Genomic DNA, 17,770 nt, shown 5'->3' with positions numbered 1-17,770 from the left:
TGTTGCGAGGAATGACGACGCACTTGATCTGTGCTGCGCATCCTCTTGATATCGCTGGATTTCAGGACACGCGATCTCCAGCACGGGGCACCTCCAACGCACACCCCGCGTCCTTTCTTCCCAAAATGTCTAAAGCTCCTCCCGGTCCTCCCTGTTAGGCGGCAATCTCCGCACTGATGTTTTCCGCCAGCAAGGCCCTGAAGCGCGAAGGCGACATGCCTTTCTGCGTCAGGAACTGGCGGTTGAAATTCGAGATGTTGTTGTAGCCGGCGGCGTAGCAGATCTCGGTGATCGGCATGTCGGCCTCGCTCATCAGCAACTGACAGGCGAGGTTGATGCGCAGCCGGTTGACATATTGCACCAGCGCCATGCCGGTGTGGCGGCGGAAGCTGCGCGAAAACGCGCTCGGGCTGCGCCCGGCAATCGCCGCCAGATCGCTCTCGCTGAACGGCTCGGTCAGATTGGTATTGATATAGGCAAGCGCCTTGTTGACGCCGGCCGACATGAAGCCCGAGGGATCGGGCAGATAGCTGGCGCTGGTCAGCGTCCGCGCATCGGCGGCGCGGCTCAGAATGTCGATGAGTTCCATGAACAGCGCGATGCGGCGCACGCCTTGCGCTTCGACCAGCTCGGCCAGAACAGGGGCGGCAAGCTTCGCGGTAGCAGCGGAGAACAGCGCGCCGCGGCGGCTGAGTTCGAGAATGGGGGCGCAGCCGGCAAGCTCGGGGAGTGCCGTCGTGGCGTCGGCGATGAACTCTTGCGAGAACTGGACGACGCGGCCGCGCAGCGGAACGCTGGTGCCATCCGGCACATCGCTGACCCAGTTGTGCGGCAGGTTGGGGCCGGTCAGCACGAGGTTGCCGGGCTCGAACTCGCCGATGAAGTCACCGACGAAATAGCGGCCTGACGTCGCGACGACATGATGGATTTCGTATTCGGGATGGAAGTGCCAGCGCACGGTGTGGAAGGGGTAGCCGTGGGCCCAGGCCTTGAACGACTCGCCACGTCTGATCTGGACGACTTCCAAGTCCGGATTCATGTCAGTTCCTCCCGGCGCCGGTCCGGTCGTGCGACCAGTTGCAGTGCCTTGTCCCGCAGGCCGCGTATGCCGCTCTCTGCAGTGATCAAAGCTTAGGCGGCAATTGTTGCAGCCGCCACCACGGTCTGTCCACATGACTGATACTTTTTTGACGTTTTGTGGTCGAGGTAGAGCGGTTGCGGGTGCGGCAATCCGGCTGCCTGCAAGCGACGGATCGTCTTTGGAACGGAAGGCGAGGCTCCGGTCGCCGAATCCATGTCCGAATGCCAATCCGGCAAATGGTCCTCTACTCCGGCACTCCAAGGCTTCTCAGCGCGTTTTCGTGTCGGTCGAGAATTTCAACTCTAAAGGGCATCGAGTCGCGAACCGCCCGCAAGGTGAGCTCCGGATATTCGCGCTGACAACGCGCCATATGCTGCCGGGCTTCGTCGAGGCGTCCCGCTTCGACCAGGGCCGGGATCAGCGTACGCAGGATCCACAAGGCGTTCGGATGCTCCGCCAGGACACGCAGATACAGATCCGCCGCCTGGCCGGGCCGCCCTGCGCTGAAATGCACGACAGCCAGACCCAAATGACAGGTATAAACCATGGGATCGAACGGCCCCAGTCGCAACGACCGCTCGAAGCATTCGACCGCCCGCTCGACCTCGTCTCTGTAGGCTGCAACCCAACCGCTCCTGTTCCAGGCGAAGGCCGAATTGGGATCGATCGAACACGCCTTTTCAAGCAACGCGGCTGCAGTGACGAAATTGCTCGACACCGTGTGGGCAGCGCCGAGCACGGCCAGGGAAAATGGATCGTCACCGTTGAGTTCGGCAGATCGCTCCGCCAGCCCCAGCGCACGGCGCCGGTCGGCCTCAGGCGAGGTCGACCAATTGTAGACGCTTCGCTGCGCATGGCACCAGGACAGCAGCGACAGGGCCAGCGGATAGTCGGGATCGCCCAGCAAAGCCTTCTCCAGCGTCTCGATGGCGATCGCATTGTCCTGGCGGCCGAGCGCCCAGACATGCGGCAGACTGCGCATCACCAGATCGTAGGTTTGCAGGTCGCCCGGCCGCTTGCGGCGCGCACGCTCGATTTCCGCCATCTGGATCGACGGCAGGATGGCGCCTGCGACACCCGCCGTCACATTATCCTGCAGCGCAAACGTATCCGCGATGTCACCCTTGAAGCCTTCCGCCCAGATCAGGCTGCCGGTTTCGGCCTCGATCAGCCTGGCCGAGATGCGGAGCTGATCGAGATGCCGACGCACGCTTCCTTCTAGCACGTAGCGGACACCGAGCTCGCGGCCGATGCGCGGCAGGTCGAGCGCCTGGCCGCGGTATGCAAAGGCCGAGTTGCGCGACATGACGAACAGGCCGCGAATGCGCGCCAGCGCCGCCGTGATCTCCTCTACCGTGCCGTCGGCGAGGTAGGATTGCTCCGGGTCCGACGACAGGTTCTCGAACGGAAGCACGACGAGCGACGGCTTGTCGGGGAGCTGAGGCGACGGACGCGCATCGACAGCTGGCGGTCGCTCCAGCACTTCGCCGGGGAACATGTAGCCACGGCGTGGCATGGTGCGGACCAGCGTCTGCGCTTTGTCGCCTAGGGCGCGGCGGATGTCGCTGATGCATTGGGTGAGCGAATCTTCGGTGACGATCACGTCGCTCCACACCGCATGCAGCAGCTCGTCCTTCGACACCAGCCGGCCGGCGTTGCGGATAAGAAAAATCAGCAGGTCGAGCGATTTCGGGCGCAGCGCGATCTCGCCAGAACCGTCGCGCAACACTCCGGCGCGCGTGTCGAGGCTGAAGCCGGCGAAGCGATAGATCGGCTGCGGCTCGGCGTTCATCGCGACTGTCTGCTCCTCGCAATTTTCAGGGCTTCGTCAGTACTCTTTCAGACCGCTTTCCGGACATGCATCTCGGACGAGCGCAATCTCGCACTCAACGATGAAGGTGGCAAGAAAACCGAAGCCGCAACGCGTGGGCGAGATCACTGCAACCGACGCACAGGCCAAGGCGGCGCCGAATGCCGGAGATCACAACAGGAGGCAACCATGTCCAGCACGGAGACAAACCCCATGACGACGATCGATCATTTCATCGGTGCCGAAACCGGCTACGGGCGGCGCCCTTCCTTCTCCCTGTTTTTCCGGCTGTACGCGGCGGCGAAATGGACGCTGTTATGGCTGCCGCGCTTCTGGAAGGCGCGCGGCGAGCTGGCCGTGCTTGCCGCTATGAGTGAATGCGAGCGCCGCGACATCGGCCTGACCGCCTTCGACATTGAAAACGCCCTCACCCTGCCGGTCGAGCGCGACCCCACCGAGGTGCTTGCGCAGATAGTAGATGATCGCCGCCATTGCCGCGAATGCTGAGCACCGGCGCAAGCCCCGCACCGGATCTGGTTCCGGATCATGGTCAGTCCGGCAGGCCGGCCTCGCGCAGGCCGGCAGCGATGCGTTCGCTCGTGCCCGCGTCGAAGGGCGAGGCGTCGCCAACCCTGGCAATGGTGAGGCCCGGGTAAGTTTCCATGAGCCTGCGGCAAGCGTGCCGTGCCTCGTCCTTGCGACCGGCATGAACCAGCGCCGTGACCAGCAGGCGCAGTCCCCACCAGGCGCCCGGCTGCTGGCTAAGGCCGCGCTGCGTCAGCGCCACCGCCTCGTCATAGCGCGCGGCGACGAAATGCGCGGCGCCGATGCCGATCTCGGCCATGTAGCCCATCGGGTCGCGCGGGCTCAGCCGTTCGAAATGCTCGAACTTCTCGATCGCCGCCTCGGGCCGCTCGCGATAGACATCGAGCCAGGCGCTGCGCAGCCAGGCCCAGGCGGAATTCGGATCGAGCGCTCGCGCCCGCGCCAGATATATGTCGGCGACATCGTACTCGCGGGCAAAGGAATGCGCCGCGCCGAGTACGGCAAGCACCATCGGGTCGTCGCCGGAGAGCGCCGCGCCCTTCTGCGCCAGGCGCAGGCCCTCCTCCCGGGAAGCGGCCGGCGTTTCGGTCCAGCGGTAGCCCGCGCGCTGCAGATGGCACCAGGCCAGCAGCGAAAGCGCCAGCGGGTAATCCGGCTCGATCGCGATCGCACGTTCAAGCAGCGTGCCGGCCTCCTCGTTCTGCGCGCGCTCGAGCGACCAGGTGAGCGGAAAGGCGCGCAGCACGTAGTCGTAGGCGGCGAGGCTTTCCGGCCGCTTGCGCCGCGAACGCTCGATCTCGGCCGACAGGATGGACGGCTGGATGGCGCCGACGACACTCTCCGAAAGCCGGTCCTGCAGGTCGAACACATCGGCCATGATGCCGTCGTAGCGGTCGGCCCAGATCGTCTTGCCGGAAGCGGAGTCGATGAGCTGTCCGGTGAGGCGGATGTGATCGCCGGCCTTGCGGACGCTGCCGGTCAGCACGTAGCGCACACCGAGTTCGGCTCCAGCCCGTTTCACGCCGTCGGCCTCGCCCTTGTAGGCGAAGCTCGAATTGCGGGCGATGACGAACAGCCAGCGCATGCGCGACAGTGCCGTGGTGATCTCGTCGACCATGCCGTCAGCGAAATAGTCCTGCGCCGGGTCGCCGCTGAGATTCTCAAAAGGCAGCACCGCGATCGACGGCCTGTCGTCGGCGCTGCCCTCCCCGCTCCCGGTCGCGACCCGATCCTCGAGGCGGCGCACGCGCTCCTCGTCGATCACATAGCCCCGCCGCAGCACGGTGCGGATCAGGCCATCGGCCTCGGCGCCGAGCGCCTTGCGGATGTCCTTCATGCATTGGGTAAGCGAATCGTCGGAAACGGCGATGTTCGGCCAGACCGCATTGACCAACTCGTCCTTGCCGATGACGCGGCCGGCATTTTCCAAGAGGTAGACGAGCAACGAGAGCGACTTGGCGCGCAGGTCGACGTCGTGCCCGCCCCTCTGCAGCCTGCCCCTGTGCAGATCGAGCCTGTGGCCGGAGAATTCGAACGTCGTCATGTCGCCCCTCGAGGAGACGTCAACCAATTCGATCCGCGCGACGGCTAGGAGTCTGTCACGGCCGTCGCATGCTCGAAGACATCACGCCCGCCCCAAGACATCAAGGCTTACGCCCGCTAAAGATGGCGTGGCCGGCGAACAGCCAGGCGCAGTCGACTTCAGTGAAGCCCGCTTGCGCAAGCCAGGTGAGTTGCTCGGCCAGCGAGGACGGCTTGTCGATCGGTTCGCCGTCGGGGTTGCGGAAGTAATTCCAGCCCAGCCGATTGAACTCGGCGAAGGCGGCAAGATCGCCGTCGATCGCCAGCGCCCGGGCGCGCACCGCCTCGTCCCATTGCCGCGCGGCGATGGCGAGGCCGCTGGCGCTTGGCGGGCGCACGATGTCGGCCACAATAAGTACCCCGCCGGGGCTAAGCGCCGCCGCAAGGTCGGCAAACAATGTCCGCTTCTCGCGGCCGTCGAGATGATGGATGGCGAGCGAGGAGACGATGGCATGCGGCGGCTCGGCAAAACCTCGCCAGTCGCGCTCCGCCAGCTCGAACGCGGCCGCGGTCAGGCGGCCGGCATGGTCGCGGCAGGTTTGCCGCGTCTGCTCCAGCATTTCGGCCGAGCCGTCGAGCGCCAGGACATGGCAGTCGGCAAAGCGCTCCAGCAGCGCGCGGCTGAGCAGCCCTTCGCCCGAGCACAGCTCCACCAGCAGGCCGCCCGGCGCGGGTTGCGGAATGAGGTCGGCGATGATCTCGATCTGGCGCTCGCGTTCCGGCACGAAATAGCGCCCGTTGTCCAGGAAGCCGCGGGAATGGTTCTCGTCCCAGTGTTTGATGTGCGCGTCTGCCATGATTTCGGCGGGCGTCATGGCGTGATCCTTCAGCCACGTGGAATGCAGCCATGGTGCCTGGATCCCGGTCAACCGTCCTGACCGCAGGCTGAAATCCGGCTGAAATTGGCGTGAGAGCCAGCCGCGGCTAAGCCCCCCAGATCACCGCCTGCTCATGGCGCTTGATCAGGTGTTTCAAATTGTCGAAGCTCTGACGGATGTGCTTGGCGAAAGCATCGACGGCAGGGGCGCGCGGCGTGTCGGCGCGTCTCAGCAGGCCGAGCGCGCGCTCGGGATGCGGGATGGCGACGGGAAGTGCGGTGATCGACTTGTCCTTGCGAAAGGCGAAGACGACGCTGTGCGGCAAAACCGTCAGCGCGTCGGTCTCCTTCATGTAGTTGATGGCGCTGGTCAGCGAGCCGCCGGAATATCGGATCTTTATCTCGGTGGCGCCGAGCGACAGAAGCAGGCTGCGCAAATCCTCCAGCAGCGGGCTGCCGGGCGGCGGCGCGATCCAGGGGTAGTCGAGCAGATCGCCGGTTTTCAGCTTGCGCCGCAGCAACAGCGGATGGGTGGCGCGACAGGCGACGACGTTTCGGCCAGGCAGGATTTCGCGGAACTCCATGCCTGAGCCCTCTTCGAGAATGTCGATCGGGCAGACGGCAAGGTCGATGCGGTCGGCATTGATGGCGGCGCGCAGGTCGGAGAGATAGCCATAGCTCTGGTCGACGCGGACGTCCGGAAAGGCGTTCTGGAAATCGGCGATCATGCCGGAGATCAGTGCATCCATGAAGAACGGCGTGCCGCCGACCCGCACCACGCCGGAACGCCCCTGGCTGAAATTGGCGGCGATGTCGGAGGCCTTGCGCGATGCCGTCAGCATCACCTGGCCATGATCGGCGAGCGCGCGGCCGAGCGGCGTCGGCTGCAAGGGACGGCGTCCCTTGAGGAACAGCGGCTCGCCCAGCCGCTTCTCCAGCATCGACAGCGTGCGCGAGACAGCCGGCTGCGACAGGCCGATGAGGGCAGCCCCTTCGGTGACGCCGCCCGCCTGCACCACGGCGGCCAGTTGGATCAAATGCCTCTCATCGAGCTTCATAACGATATGGTATATTAAATCAGGAAGAAATCATCATCTTTGTCTTTGGCCTGCGTTAATGTCCTCCTGAGATGAAACCGGGGAGGAACATGTCCGGCATACCGTCGTTCAGCGAGGCCAATTCGGCCGAGATGGTTGCACAGCGCCTGCTCAAGGCGAAGGCCGGGCCGTTGCCGCGTTTTCTCGCCACCGTTGTCGACCATCTCCACCAGATCGTCCGGGAAACCCAGCCGAGCGCGGCCGATTGGCGCCAAGCCATCGCCTTCCTCACCGAGGTCGGCCATGCCAGCGACGACAAGCGCCAGGAATGGGTGCTGCTGTCGGACCTGCTCGGCGTCACAGCACTGGTCGAGGACATCAACTCCCGCCGCCCGAACGGCGCGACGCCCAACACCGGCCGCGGCCCCTTCTATCGCGCCGATGCGCCAAGGCTGGCGCTCGGCGCTGACATTTCGCTCGACGGTGTCGGCAAACCACTGACCGTGACGGGACGAGTGACTGATCTCGATGGCCTGCCCATCGCCGGCGCGACGGTGGAGACATGGCAAGCCAACGCACAAGGCTGTTACGAGAACCAGCAGCCCGATTTGCAGCCGGAAAACAACCTGCGCGGCGTCTTCACCACCGACAAGGAAGGCCGCTTCCACTACCGCACGGTCAAGCCCGCCGGCTATGGCGTGCCGGATGACGGACCGGTCGGACAGATGCTCGGGCAGTTGAACTATCCGCTCAACCGCCCGGCGCATATCCATTTCCTCATCCGCGCCGACGGCTTCGAGACATTGACCACGCAAGTGTTCGAGGGCGGCGATCCGCATCTCTGCGAAGACGCATTGTTTGGCGTCAAGCCGGAACTGGTCGGCGATTTCAAACGTGCCGGCGAAAGCTGGTCGCTCGATTTCGCCTTTGTTCTGGCGATGGCGCGCAAGGGGAGCCGGGCAGCATGACAAGGACGTTCACCTATTCCGGCAGCCCGGCGCATATCGTCTTCGGCAATGGCGCGTCCTCGCAGGTTGCGGCGTGGATCGAGAAGCTCGGCTGCAAACGTGCGCTGGTGCTGTCGACACCGCACCAGGCGGCCGACGGCGAGGCGCTGGCGAAGCAAATCGGATCACTGGCCGCAGGCGTCTTCTCGGGCGCAGCCATGCACACGCCGGTCGAAGTGACCGAAGCAGCGATGGCGAAGGCACAGGAGGTCAAGGCCGACTGCGTCGTCGCGCTGGGCGGCGGCTCGACAACAGGTCTGGGCAAGGCGATCGCCTGGCGCACCGACCTGCCGCAGATCGTCATCCCGACCACCTATGCCGGATCGGAAGTAACGCCGATCCTCGGCCAGACCGAGCACGGCGAAAAGACTACGGTGCGTGACGCAAAGATCCTGCCGGAAGTGGTGATCTACGATCCGGAGCTGACTGTCGGCCTGCCGGTGGCGATGAGCGTCACCTCCGGCCTCAACGCCATGGCGCATGCGGCCGAAGCACTCTACGCGCAGGACCGCAACCCGATCTCCACCTTGATGGCGACCGAAGGGCTGCGCGCGCTGAAGACGGCGCTGCCGGTCTTGGTCAAGGAGCCTAGAAATCTCGACGCACGTGGCGATGCGCTTTACGGCGCCTGGCTGTGCGGCACGGTGCTCGGCACCGTCGGCATGGCGCTGCATCACAAGATCTGCCACACGCTGGGCGGCTCCTTCGACATGCCGCATGCCGAGACCCATGCGGTGATGCTGCCGCAGACGATCGGCTTCAACGCTGTTGCCGTGCCCGAGCTGCTGAGGCCTGTCGCCGATATCTTTGGCGGCAGCGCAGGCGGTGGTCTGCACGATTTCGCGACGTCCGTCGGCGCGCCGCTGACGCTCAGAGAACTCGGCCTCAAGCAGGACGATCTCGACCGCGCCGCCGAGATCGCGACCAAAAATCCGTACTGGAATCCGCGGCCTTTCGACCGCGCCACAATCCGCGCCCTGTTGCAGGACGCGTGGGAGGGAAGACGACCGCAGAACTGACGGCAACAAGGGAGGAATATTCATGATTACCAGACGCGAATTCATCCGCAACACGGCCGCCACCGGCCTGCTTGCCGGCGGCTTGCCGATGCCGGCGATCGCCCAGAACGCGCCGGTCAAGCTCGGCTATGTCAGCCCGCAATCCGGCCCGCTGGCAGCCTTTGCCGAGGCCGACAAATTCATCATTGACGGCTTTCTCGCCGCCACCAAGGCCTCCGGCCTCAACTATGAGGTCGTGGTCAAGGACAGCCAGTCGAACCCGAACCGCGCGGCGGAAGTCGCCAAGGAATTGATCGTCAACGACAAGGTCAATCTGATGCTTGTCGCCTCGACGCCGGAGACCACCAACCCGGTCGCCACCACTTGCGAGGCCGAAGAGGTGCCGTGCCTGTCGACCGTGGCGCCCTGGCAGCCCTGGTTCATCGGCCAGCAAAGCAATCCCGGCGACCCGGCCTCATGGAAGCCGTTCAACTATGCCTATCATTTCTTCTGGGGGCTGGAGGATGTCATTGCCGTCTTCACCAACATGTGGGCGCAGGTCGGGACCAACAAGAAAGTCGGCGGCCTGTTCCCCAACGATGGCGACGGCAACGCGTGGGGCGATGGCACGGTCGGCTTCCCGCCAGTTCTCGCCAAGGGCGGCTACGGCCTGACCGACACCGGCCGCTACCAGAACCTGACCGATGACTTCTCGGCGCAGATCAACGCCTTCAAGGGCGCCTCCTGCGAAATCATCACCGGCGTGATGATCCCGCCCGATTTCACCACCTTCTGGAACCAGGCCAAGCAACAAGGCTTTACGCCCAAGGTGGCGTCGATCGGCAAGGCGATCCTGTTCCCGCAATCGGTCGAGGCGCTCGGCAAGTCCGGCCACAATCTGTCGTCGGAAGTCTGGTGGACGCCGAACCATCCGTTCAAATCGTCGCTGACCGGCGAAAGCTCGGCGCAGGTCGCCGAAGGTTTCACCAAGGCCACCGGCCGCCAATGGACGCAGCCGATCGGTTTTGTCCATGCCCTGTTCGAGATTGCCGTCGATGTGATGAAGAGGGCAGGCGCGCCCGATGACGCCGACAAGGTGGCCGCAGCGATCGCAGCGACCAAGCTCGACACGCTGGTTGGGCCGATCGCCTGGGACGGCGCCAATCTGCCGCCCTTTGCCGCCAAGAACATTGCCAAGACGCCGCTGGTCGGCGGGCAGTGGCGGCTGAAGGATGGCGGCGGTTACGATCTCGTCATCACCGACAACAAGACCGCGCCGAACATCCCGACCGGCGGCAAGATGGAAGCGATTGCCTAGGCCATGGCCGTCCTCGCGCTTGCCAATGTCTCGAAACGCTTCGGCGCCCTCACGGTCGCCGACGCGGTTTCGTTCGAGCTTGGCGAGGGTGAGGCGCTTGGCATTATCGGCCCGAACGGCGCCGGCAAGTCGACGCTGTTCAACCTAGTCACCGGCAACATTTCGGCCGATGCCGGAACCATCGCCTTCGATGGTCGCGACGTGACGAAGCTGCCGCCGATGCAGCGTTGCTTTGCCGGCGTCGGCCGCTCGTTCCAGATCCCGCAGCCTTTCGAGAAACTGACCGTGTTCGAGAACCTGCTGGTTGCCGGCGCCTTCGGGGCGCGCAAGACCGAAGCCGAGGTCAGCGAGCGCTGCGCCGAGATCCTGGTCGAGACCGGACTGATCGATCGCGCCAACCATCCGGCCGGAGGCTTGAGCCTCCTGCAGCGCAAGCGGCTGGAGCTTGCCCGCGCATTGGCGACCGAGCCAAGACTGCTGCTGCTGGACGAGATCGCCGGTGGCCTGACCGAGGGCGAATGCGGCACGCTGGTCGACACGATCAGAGGCATCCATAAGGGCGGCATGTCGATCATCTGGATCGAGCATGTGCTGCACGCGCTGAACTCGGTGGTCGAGCGGCTGCTGGTGCTGAACTTCGGCAAGATCATCGGCATGGGCGCGCCGGATACCGTCATGGCGTCGCGCGAGGTCCGCGAGATCTATCTCGGGATCGAAATCTGATGGCGCTGCTCGAGACCAAAAACCTGACCGCGCGCTATGGTGATTTCCAGGCGCTGTTCGGCGTCGACATCGCTCTCGACCAAGGCGAGACGATTGCCATCATCGGCGCCAATGGTGCCGGCAAGACGACGCTGATGCGCTCGATCTCAGGCATATTGATCAACCGGCCGGATGCGGTGGTGTTTGAAGGCGAGAAGATAGGCGCCCTGCCCGCGCCCGATGTCGTCGCGCTCGGCATCGCCATGGTGCCGGAGGGGCGAAAGCTGTTTCCCTCGCTCAGCGTCGAGGAGAATCTGCTCATTGGCCGCTATGGCCGCGCGGTCGACGGACATTGGAACCTCGACACTGTCTACGATCTCTTCCCGATCCTGAGAGAGCGCCGCCACAATCCGGGCACCGCGCTGTCGGGAGGCCAGCAGCAGATGGTGGCAATTGGCAGGGCGCTGATGTCCAACCCGCGCGTGCTTTTGTGCGACGAGATCAGCCTTGGCCTGGCGCCGGTGGTGATCAAGGACATCTACGCCGCCTTCCCGCGCATCCGCGCAGCCGGCGCTTCGATCGTCGTGGTCGAACAGGATATCGGCCAGGCGCTGAAGGTCGCCGACCGCGTCTACTGCATGATGGAGGGGCGGATCACGCTGTCTGGGGTGCCGGCCGCGCTGACGCGCGAAAAGATCCACGCCGCGTATTTTGGGCATTGAGGGCGGTGATGGATAGATCGTTTATGTCGAGACCAGCCACCCCCCTCTGGCCTGCCGGCCATCTCCCCCGCAAGGGGGGAGATCGGACTTCGCTGCGGCCTTCGCCAATCTCCTACGTTGCAAGATGTGCGGCAGCGCAGACGCTGCTGATCTCCCCCCTTGCGGGGGAGATGGCCGGCAGGCCAGAGGGGGGTGGGCGGGAACTCGGCGCAGGCGAGTCGAGGCGGCACCCATGACCAGCGCGCTCGACACCATCGTCCAGGGCATTTTGCTTGGTGGCCTCTATGCGCTCTTCGCCGCCGGCTTGAGTCTCGTCTTCGGAATCATGCGGCTGGTCAATCTGGCGCATGGCGACCTTATCGTGCTCGCCGCCTTCCTGATCCTGGTGCTGGTCTCGGCGCTTGGCCTCAATCCGTTCGTTGCGGCGTTGGTGGCGATGCCTGTGATGTTCGCCATCGGCTGGGCGCTGCAATTCTTCCTGCTCAACCGCACGTTGGGAACCGATATCCTGCCGCCGCTGCTGGTCACCTTCGGCCTGTCGATCGTTATCCAGAACGGACTGCTCGAAGGGTTTAGCGCCGACAGCCGCCGCATCCCGATTGGCGGACTGGACTCGGCGTCCGTTGCGCTCGGCCCGATCAATGTCGGCGTCATGCCGCTGCTAACCCTGGCTTCGGCCGTCGCAGTGATTGTCGGCCTCAACCAGCTGTTCTACCGCACCTCGCTCGGCCGCGCCTTTCGCGCCACCTCGGACGATCCGGTCACCGCCGGGCTGATGGGCATCCAGCCGAAGCGGATCTTTGCCACCGCCACCGGCATCGCCATGGTGGTGGTGACGATCGCCGCGCTCTATCTCGGCACACGCGCCAATTTCGACCCGACCATCGGCCCGGCGCGGCTGATCTATGCCTTCGAGGCGGTCATCATCGGCGGCCTCGGATCGCTATGGGGGACACTCGCCGGCGGCATCGTCATCGGCATCGCCCAGACCTTTGGCGCCGCCATCAACCCGGAATGGCAGATTCTCGCCGGCCATCTGGCTTTCCTGCTGGTGCTGCTGGTCAGGCCGCGCGGGCTGTTTCCGCGTGCGGTGGATTGAGCGGATGGCGGACACTTCGCTCACAGCGTGGAAAATCGAGACCCGAACGAAAGCGTCTTCGACCTTCGTCCTCGTTGCCGCGCTCGTCATCGTCGTCGCTTTCGCCGCGCCGCTCTTCGCCTCGCGCAGTGTGTTGCAGGACCTGTTCTTCATCCTCACCATGCTGGTGCTGGCGCAGAACTGGAACCTGCTTGCCGGCTATGCCGGGCTGGTCTCGGTGGGACAGCAGGCCTTTGTCGGTTTCGGTGCCTACGCCATGTTTGCCCTCGTCATCCTCGCCGGGCTCGACCCGCTGATCGCCATTCTTCTTGCTGGCGTTGCCAGCGCGCTGCTCGCCATCCCGACCGCCTTCTTCCTGTTTCGCCTGCAAGGCGCCTATTTCGCCATCGGCAGCTGGGTTATCGCCGAAGTGGTGCGGCTGGCGCTGGCGCAATGGAAGATGCTGGGCGGCGGCACCGGCACCTCTTTGCCGCGCGAGGCAACCCGCGACATGCCGGCGCTCAAGTTCGTCGGCGAATTGTTCGGCGTCAAATCCTCCGGCGCTGGCGACATCCTGACCTACTGGCTGGCGCTGCTGCTTGCCATCGCCACGATCGGCCTCGTCTACCGCCTGCTGCGTTCAAAACAGGGGCTTGGGCTTGCCGCCGTGCGTGACAATCAGGAAGCGGCGCGCTCGGTTGGAGTGGACGCGCGACGCATGAAGACCTTGGTCTATCTCGCAGCCGCGTTCGGCACCGGGCTGGCAGGCGCGCTGATTTATGTACAGAAGGCTCGCATTTCGCCCGACGCCGCCTTCTCCGTCGTCGACTGGACGGCCTATGTCATCTTCATTGTCGTCATTGGCGGCATCGGCACCATCGAGGGGCCGATCATCGGCGTCATCGTCTTCTACATCCTGCAACACCTGCTTGCCGACTACGGCTCCTGGTATCTCTTGATCCTCGGGCTGATCGGCATCGTCATCATGCTGTTTGCGCCGCGCGGCCTTTGGGGCCTGTTCGCCGAGCGCACCGGCATCCAGCTTTTTCCGGTCCGCCGCCGATTGACCGGCGGATCTGTACCGTCAAGCAAAAAGGGAGGGCCGCATGGCTGACATTTCTACCGACGTGCTGACCATCGGCACCGGGCCTGCAGGCTCGGCCACCGCGGCGCTGCTCTCGACCTATGGCGTCGAGAACATGGTCATCAACCGTTATCGCTGGCTGGCCGCGACGCCACGCGCGCACATCACCAACCAGCGCACCATGGAAGTGCTGCGCGACCTCGGCAAGGATGTCGAGGGCGAGGCCTATATGCACGCCACCGAGCAGGATCTGATGGGCGAGAACGTGTTCTGCACCTCGCTTGCTGGAGAGGAGATCGGCCGCATGCGCAGCTGGGGCAAGCATCCGCTGTCCCGCGCCGAACATCTGCTCTCCTCGCCCGCGCACATGAACGATCTGCCGCAGACTTTTATGGAGCCGCTGCTGTTCAAGACAGCGTGTTCGCGCGGCACGCAGGCGCGCATGTCGATGGAGTATCTCTCGCACGTGCAGGATGCCGACGGCGTCACCACCACCTGCCGCGACCGGCTGACCGGCAAGGACGTCACCATCCGCTCAAAGTATCTGGTTGGCGCCGATGGCGGCAATTCGCTGGTCGCCGAACATGCCGGCCTGCCGTTCGAAGGCAAGATGGGCGTCGGCGGGTCGATGAACATCCTGTTCAAGGCGGACCTGTCGAAATACGTCGCCCACCGCCCGTCGGTGCTCTACTGGGTGGTGCAGCCGGGCGCCGATGTCGGCGGCATCGGCATGGGCCTGGTGCGCATGATCCGGCCGTGGAACGAGTGGCTGATCGTCTGGGGCTACGACATCAACCAGCCGGCGCCCAAGGTCGACGACGCCTTCGCCAAGAAGGTCGCGCGCGATCTGGTCGGCGATCCCGATCTCGAAATCGAAATCCAGTCGGTGTCGACCTGGACGGTCAACAACATGTACGCCACGCAGACCTCCAAAGGCCGCGTGTTCTGCATGGGCGACGCCATCCATCGCCATCCGCCGTCGAACGGGCTGGGCTCCAACACCTCGATCCAGGATGGGTTCAACCTCGCCTGGAAGCTTGCTTATGTCATCAAGGGCAAGGCCGGCCCAAAACTGCTCGACAGCTATTCGCAGGAGCGCGCGCCGGTCGCCAAGCAGATCGTCACCCGCGCCAACAAGTCGATCGAGGAATTCGGCCCGATCTTCAAGGCGCTCGGCCTGCTCGATTCCATCGACCCGGTGAAGATGCAGTCGAACATGGATGCACGCTGCGACAACACGCCGGCAGCCGAAGCGCAGCGGGCAAAAATCCGCGAGACCATCGCCGCCAAGGTCTACGAGTTCGACGCTCATGGCGTCGAGATGAACCAGCGGTACAAGTCGAACGCCATCGTCAGCGACGGTCAGAAGGAACCGGCCTTCGAAAAGGACGCGGAGTTACACTACCAGCCGACCTCCTGGCCCGGCGCGCGGCTGCCGCATGTCTGGGTGCATTCCGACAAAGGTGACAAGGCCTCGACGCTCGACCTGACCGGCCACGGCAAATTCACCGTGCTGACCGGCATTGGCGGCCAGGGCTGGCTCGACGCTGCCAAGGCGGTGGGCAAGGAACTGGGCATCGACATCACCGGCCACCTCGTCGGCCCGCGCCGGCCCTGGCAGGATTTTTCCGGCGACTGGGCGCGCGCCCGCGAGATCCGCGACAGCGGCGTGCTGCTGGTCCGCCCGGATCAGCATGTCGGCTGGCGCAAGGATGCTATCAGCAGCGATCCGACGATCGATCTGCGCAAAGCCCTGACATCAATTCTGGACAGGTGAGAGATATGGAAGCGCACGAAAAAGGCTTCTTCACCGAAGCAAACTCGGTCGAGGTCGTCACCGGCCGCAACAAGAACGCCAAGGACGAACGGCTGAAGGCGGTGATGGAGGTCATCACGCGCAAGCTGCATGAGGCGGTGAAGGAGATCGAGCCGACGCAGGAGGAATGGTTCGAGGCGATCATGTTCCTGACGAAAACCGGTCAGCTCTCCACTGAATGGCGGCAGGAGTTCATCCTGCTCTCCGACATGCTCGGTGTGTCGATGCTGGTCGACGCCATCAACAACCGCAAACCGTCAGGCGCCTCCGAGTCGACAGTGCTTGGCCCCTTCCACATTGCCGATGCGCCGGAACTGCCGATGGGCGCCAACATCTGCCTCGACCAGAAGGGCGAGGACATGTTCATCCATGGCCGCATCCTCGACACCGAAGGCAGGCCGATTGCAGACGCCGTGCTCGATGTCTGGCAAGCCAATGACGAAGGTTTTTATGACGTGCAGCAGAAGGGCATCCAGCCCGACTTCAATTTGCGCGGCGTCTTTCGGACCGGGGCCGACGGCCGCTACTGGTTCCGCGCGGTAAAACCGAAATTCTACCCGATCCCGGCTGACGGCACGGTCGGCAAACTGCTCGATGCGCTCGGACGCCATCCCTACCGTCCGGCACATCTGCACTACATCCTCAAGGCGGACGGTTTCGAGACGCTCACGACCCACATCTTCGATCCCGACGATCCCTACATCAATTCGGATGCGGTTTTCGGCGTGAAGGAAAGCCTGCTTGCCGAGTTCAAGCGCATCGACGATCCGGCGCGCGCGAAGAGCCTCGAATTTGCCGGCCCGTTCTGGGAGGTCGAGCACGATTTCGTGCTGGCGCGGGGCTAGCCTCCCAAGGCAATCGCATAAAAGATTCTTGCGAAGAGGACCCCCACCCTAACCCTCCCCACAAGGGGGAGGGAATGCTGCCGCGCGCCTTCTTTGGCCATATTCGAATACTGAACTTCTCCGATTTGCTGAATTCGGCGCCTGCGGGAGTCTCCCTCCCCCTTGTGGGGAGGGATCAAGGGTGGGGGTACTCGTAAAGCTCAAAGCTCCGCCAGTGATATGCGATTGCTCCGACATCGATGTTCAGCGCATCGATTGATCGGCGCGGGCGGCTCACGCTTTTGTGCGCGCGAAAAAGTGCGCCGCTGAAAAAGCCCATTGACATCGGCCGTATTTCCGACGCAAACGTTATATTGTTACTGTTATACAATTACACGGCACGGACAGCGCTCCGGCGACGTGCCTTCCCGACTGCAAGGAGACCAAGGATGCGTTCCATTCCCTTTCTCGCCGCGCTGCTGGTTGCCGTGCCGCTGCTGACCGGCACAGCCGCCCACGCTGAAGACAAGCTGACCATCGTGGCGGCCGAGAATTTCTATGGCGACCTCGCCCGCCAGATCGGCGGCAGCAATGTCACGGTCACCAGCATCCTGGCCAATCCCGATGACGATCCGCATCTGTTCGAGACCAGCCCGTCGACGGCGCGCACCATCGCCGACGCCAAGATCATCATCTACAACGGCGCCGACTACGATCCGTGGATGGACAAGCTGCTGTCAGCCTCGACAAGCAAAGACCGCACGACCATCGTTGCCGCCGACCTGATCGGCAAGAAGTCGGGCGACAATCCGCATCTTTGGTATGACCCGGCGACGCTGCCGGCCATCGCCAAGGCGCTGAGCGCCGATCTTGCCAAGCGCGATCCGACCAATGCCGTGCATTACGAGGCGAACCTGAAGGCCTTCCAGACCTCGCTCGAGGCCATTGACAAGGAAATCGCCGACGTCAAGAAGACCTACGCCGGCACCGAGGTGACCGCCACCGAGCCTGTCTTCGGCTACATGGCGGAAGCGCTCGGCCTCAAGATGCTGAACTACGATTTCCAGGTGGCCTTGATGAACGATGCGGAGCCGAGCGCCACCCAGGTGGCGGCATTCGAGAACAGCCTGAAGGACGGCTCGGCCAAGATCCTGTTCTACAATTCGCAGGTGACCGACGAGGCAACGACAAGGTTGCTCGACATCGCAAAACAGAACAAGGTCACCGTCATCGGCGTCACCGAGACGGAACCGGCGGGCCAGACGATCCAGACCTGGTTCGGCGGCCAGATCGACGCGGTCCAGAAGGCGCTCGCAGCCCGCACACAATGAACATGACTGCCACTAAAC

16 protein-coding genes are annotated in these 17,770 nt (G+C 64.0%); 11 read left to right on the top strand and 5 right to left on the bottom strand.

Going from position 1 to position 17,770, the window contains the following annotated elements; genetic code table 11:
- Nucleotides 1–154: 154 nt before the first annotated feature.
- Nucleotides 155–1,039 (bottom strand): AraC family transcriptional regulator, encoded by an 885-nt coding sequence (locus AC04SH_RS30105; RefSeq protein WP_477343227.1) that lies wholly within the window; start codon nt 1,037–1,039, stop codon nt 155–157.
- Nucleotides 1,040–1,325: 286 nt separating this feature from the next.
- On the bottom strand, nt 1,326–2,873 hold the full coding sequence (locus tag AC04SH_RS30100) for a winged helix-turn-helix domain-containing tetratricopeptide repeat protein (RefSeq protein ID WP_352587556.1): 1,548 nt from the start codon (nt 2,871–2,873) through the stop codon (nt 1,326–1,328).
- Nucleotides 2,874–3,104: 231 nt separating this feature from the next.
- Between AC04SH_RS30100 and AC04SH_RS30095 the strand changes: the two genes are divergently transcribed.
- Nucleotides 3,105–3,398: a hypothetical protein gene (locus AC04SH_RS30095; RefSeq protein WP_352587553.1), complete on the top strand. Its 294-nt coding sequence runs from the start codon at nt 3,105–3,107 to the stop codon at nt 3,396–3,398.
- 43 nt (nt 3,399–3,441) lie between these two features.
- Here AC04SH_RS30095 and AC04SH_RS30090 read toward each other — a convergent pair whose 3' ends face one another.
- The 3 genes from AC04SH_RS30090 to AC04SH_RS30080 all read right to left on the bottom strand — a co-directional run bounded on the left by AC04SH_RS30090 (nt 3,442) and on the right by AC04SH_RS30080 (nt 6,893).
- Nucleotides 3,442–4,980, bottom strand: coding sequence for a winged helix-turn-helix domain-containing tetratricopeptide repeat protein (locus tag AC04SH_RS30090; protein ID WP_477343229.1), 1,539 nt, complete (start codon nt 4,978–4,980; stop codon nt 3,442–3,444).
- A 100-nt stretch (nt 4,981–5,080) separates the two neighbouring features.
- The gene (locus tag AC04SH_RS30085; RefSeq protein WP_488577703.1) at nt 5,081–5,833 is read right to left on the bottom strand and encodes a class I SAM-dependent methyltransferase; all 753 of its coding nucleotides are present in this window, start codon (nt 5,831–5,833) and stop codon (nt 5,081–5,083) included.
- Nucleotides 5,834–5,942: 109 nt separating this feature from the next.
- Entirely contained in the window at nt 5,943–6,893 is a 951-nt protein-coding gene (locus AC04SH_RS30080) for a LysR family transcriptional regulator (RefSeq protein ID WP_488577702.1), read from the bottom strand.
- An 89-nt stretch (nt 6,894–6,982) separates the two neighbouring features.
- On the opposite strand from AC04SH_RS30080, the gene AC04SH_RS30075 reads away from it, so the two are divergent.
- The 10 genes from AC04SH_RS30075 (at nt 6,983) to AC04SH_RS30030 (ending at nt 17,752) form a co-directional block, all read left to right on the top strand.
- On the top strand, nt 6,983–7,840 hold the full coding sequence (locus AC04SH_RS30075) for a dioxygenase family protein (RefSeq protein WP_488577701.1): 858 nt from the start codon (nt 6,983–6,985) through the stop codon (nt 7,838–7,840).
- The gene (locus AC04SH_RS30070) at nt 7,837–8,898 is read left to right on the top strand and encodes a maleylacetate reductase (protein WP_488577700.1); all 1,062 of its coding nucleotides are present in this window, start codon (nt 7,837–7,839) and stop codon (nt 8,896–8,898) included. The genes AC04SH_RS30075 and AC04SH_RS30070 overlap by 4 nt, the downstream gene beginning before the upstream one ends.
- Nucleotides 8,899–8,920: 22 nt before the next feature.
- Nucleotides 8,921–10,195 carry an ABC transporter substrate-binding protein gene (locus tag AC04SH_RS30065; RefSeq protein WP_488577699.1) on the top strand — a complete coding sequence of 425 codons (1,275 nt, stop codon included), beginning with the start codon at nt 8,921–8,923 and terminating at the stop codon, nt 10,193–10,195.
- A 3-nt stretch (nt 10,196–10,198) separates the two neighbouring features.
- Nucleotides 10,199–10,918, top strand: a complete 720-nt coding sequence (locus AC04SH_RS30060; protein WP_488577698.1) for an ABC transporter ATP-binding protein — start codon at nt 10,199–10,201, stop codon at nt 10,916–10,918.
- A complete protein-coding gene (locus AC04SH_RS30055) occupies nt 10,918–11,619 on the top strand; it encodes an ABC transporter ATP-binding protein (protein ID WP_488577697.1) in 702 nt (233 codons plus the stop codon). The genes AC04SH_RS30060 and AC04SH_RS30055 overlap by 1 nt, the downstream gene beginning before the upstream one ends.
- Before the next feature lie 232 nt (nt 11,620–11,851).
- The gene (locus tag AC04SH_RS30050; protein WP_488577696.1) at nt 11,852–12,718 is read left to right on the top strand and encodes a branched-chain amino acid ABC transporter permease; all 867 of its coding nucleotides are present in this window, start codon (nt 11,852–11,854) and stop codon (nt 12,716–12,718) included.
- A 4-nt stretch (nt 12,719–12,722) separates the two neighbouring features.
- Nucleotides 12,723–13,811: a branched-chain amino acid ABC transporter permease gene (locus tag AC04SH_RS30045; RefSeq protein ID WP_488577695.1), complete on the top strand. Its 1,089-nt coding sequence runs from the start codon at nt 12,723–12,725 to the stop codon at nt 13,809–13,811.
- The gene (locus AC04SH_RS30040) at nt 13,804–15,558 is read left to right on the top strand and encodes an FAD-dependent oxidoreductase (protein ID WP_488577694.1); all 1,755 of its coding nucleotides are present in this window, start codon (nt 13,804–13,806) and stop codon (nt 15,556–15,558) included. The genes AC04SH_RS30045 and AC04SH_RS30040 overlap by 8 nt, the downstream gene beginning before the upstream one ends.
- 5 nt (nt 15,559–15,563) lie before the next feature.
- Nucleotides 15,564–16,442 carry an intradiol ring-cleavage dioxygenase gene (locus tag AC04SH_RS30035; RefSeq protein ID WP_488577693.1) on the top strand — a complete coding sequence of 293 codons (879 nt, stop codon included), beginning with the start codon at nt 15,564–15,566 and terminating at the stop codon, nt 16,440–16,442.
- 428 nt (nt 16,443–16,870) lie between these two features.
- Nucleotides 16,871–17,752 carry a metal ABC transporter solute-binding protein, Zn/Mn family gene (locus tag AC04SH_RS30030; RefSeq protein ID WP_488577692.1) on the top strand — a complete coding sequence of 294 codons (882 nt, stop codon included), beginning with the start codon at nt 16,871–16,873 and terminating at the stop codon, nt 17,750–17,752.
- Nucleotides 17,753–17,770 lie beyond the last annotated feature (18 nt).

This window comes from Mesorhizobium sp. CNPSo 4688 (genome assembly GCF_057784295.1).
This window is presented reverse-complemented; position numbering and strand designations above follow the sequence as displayed.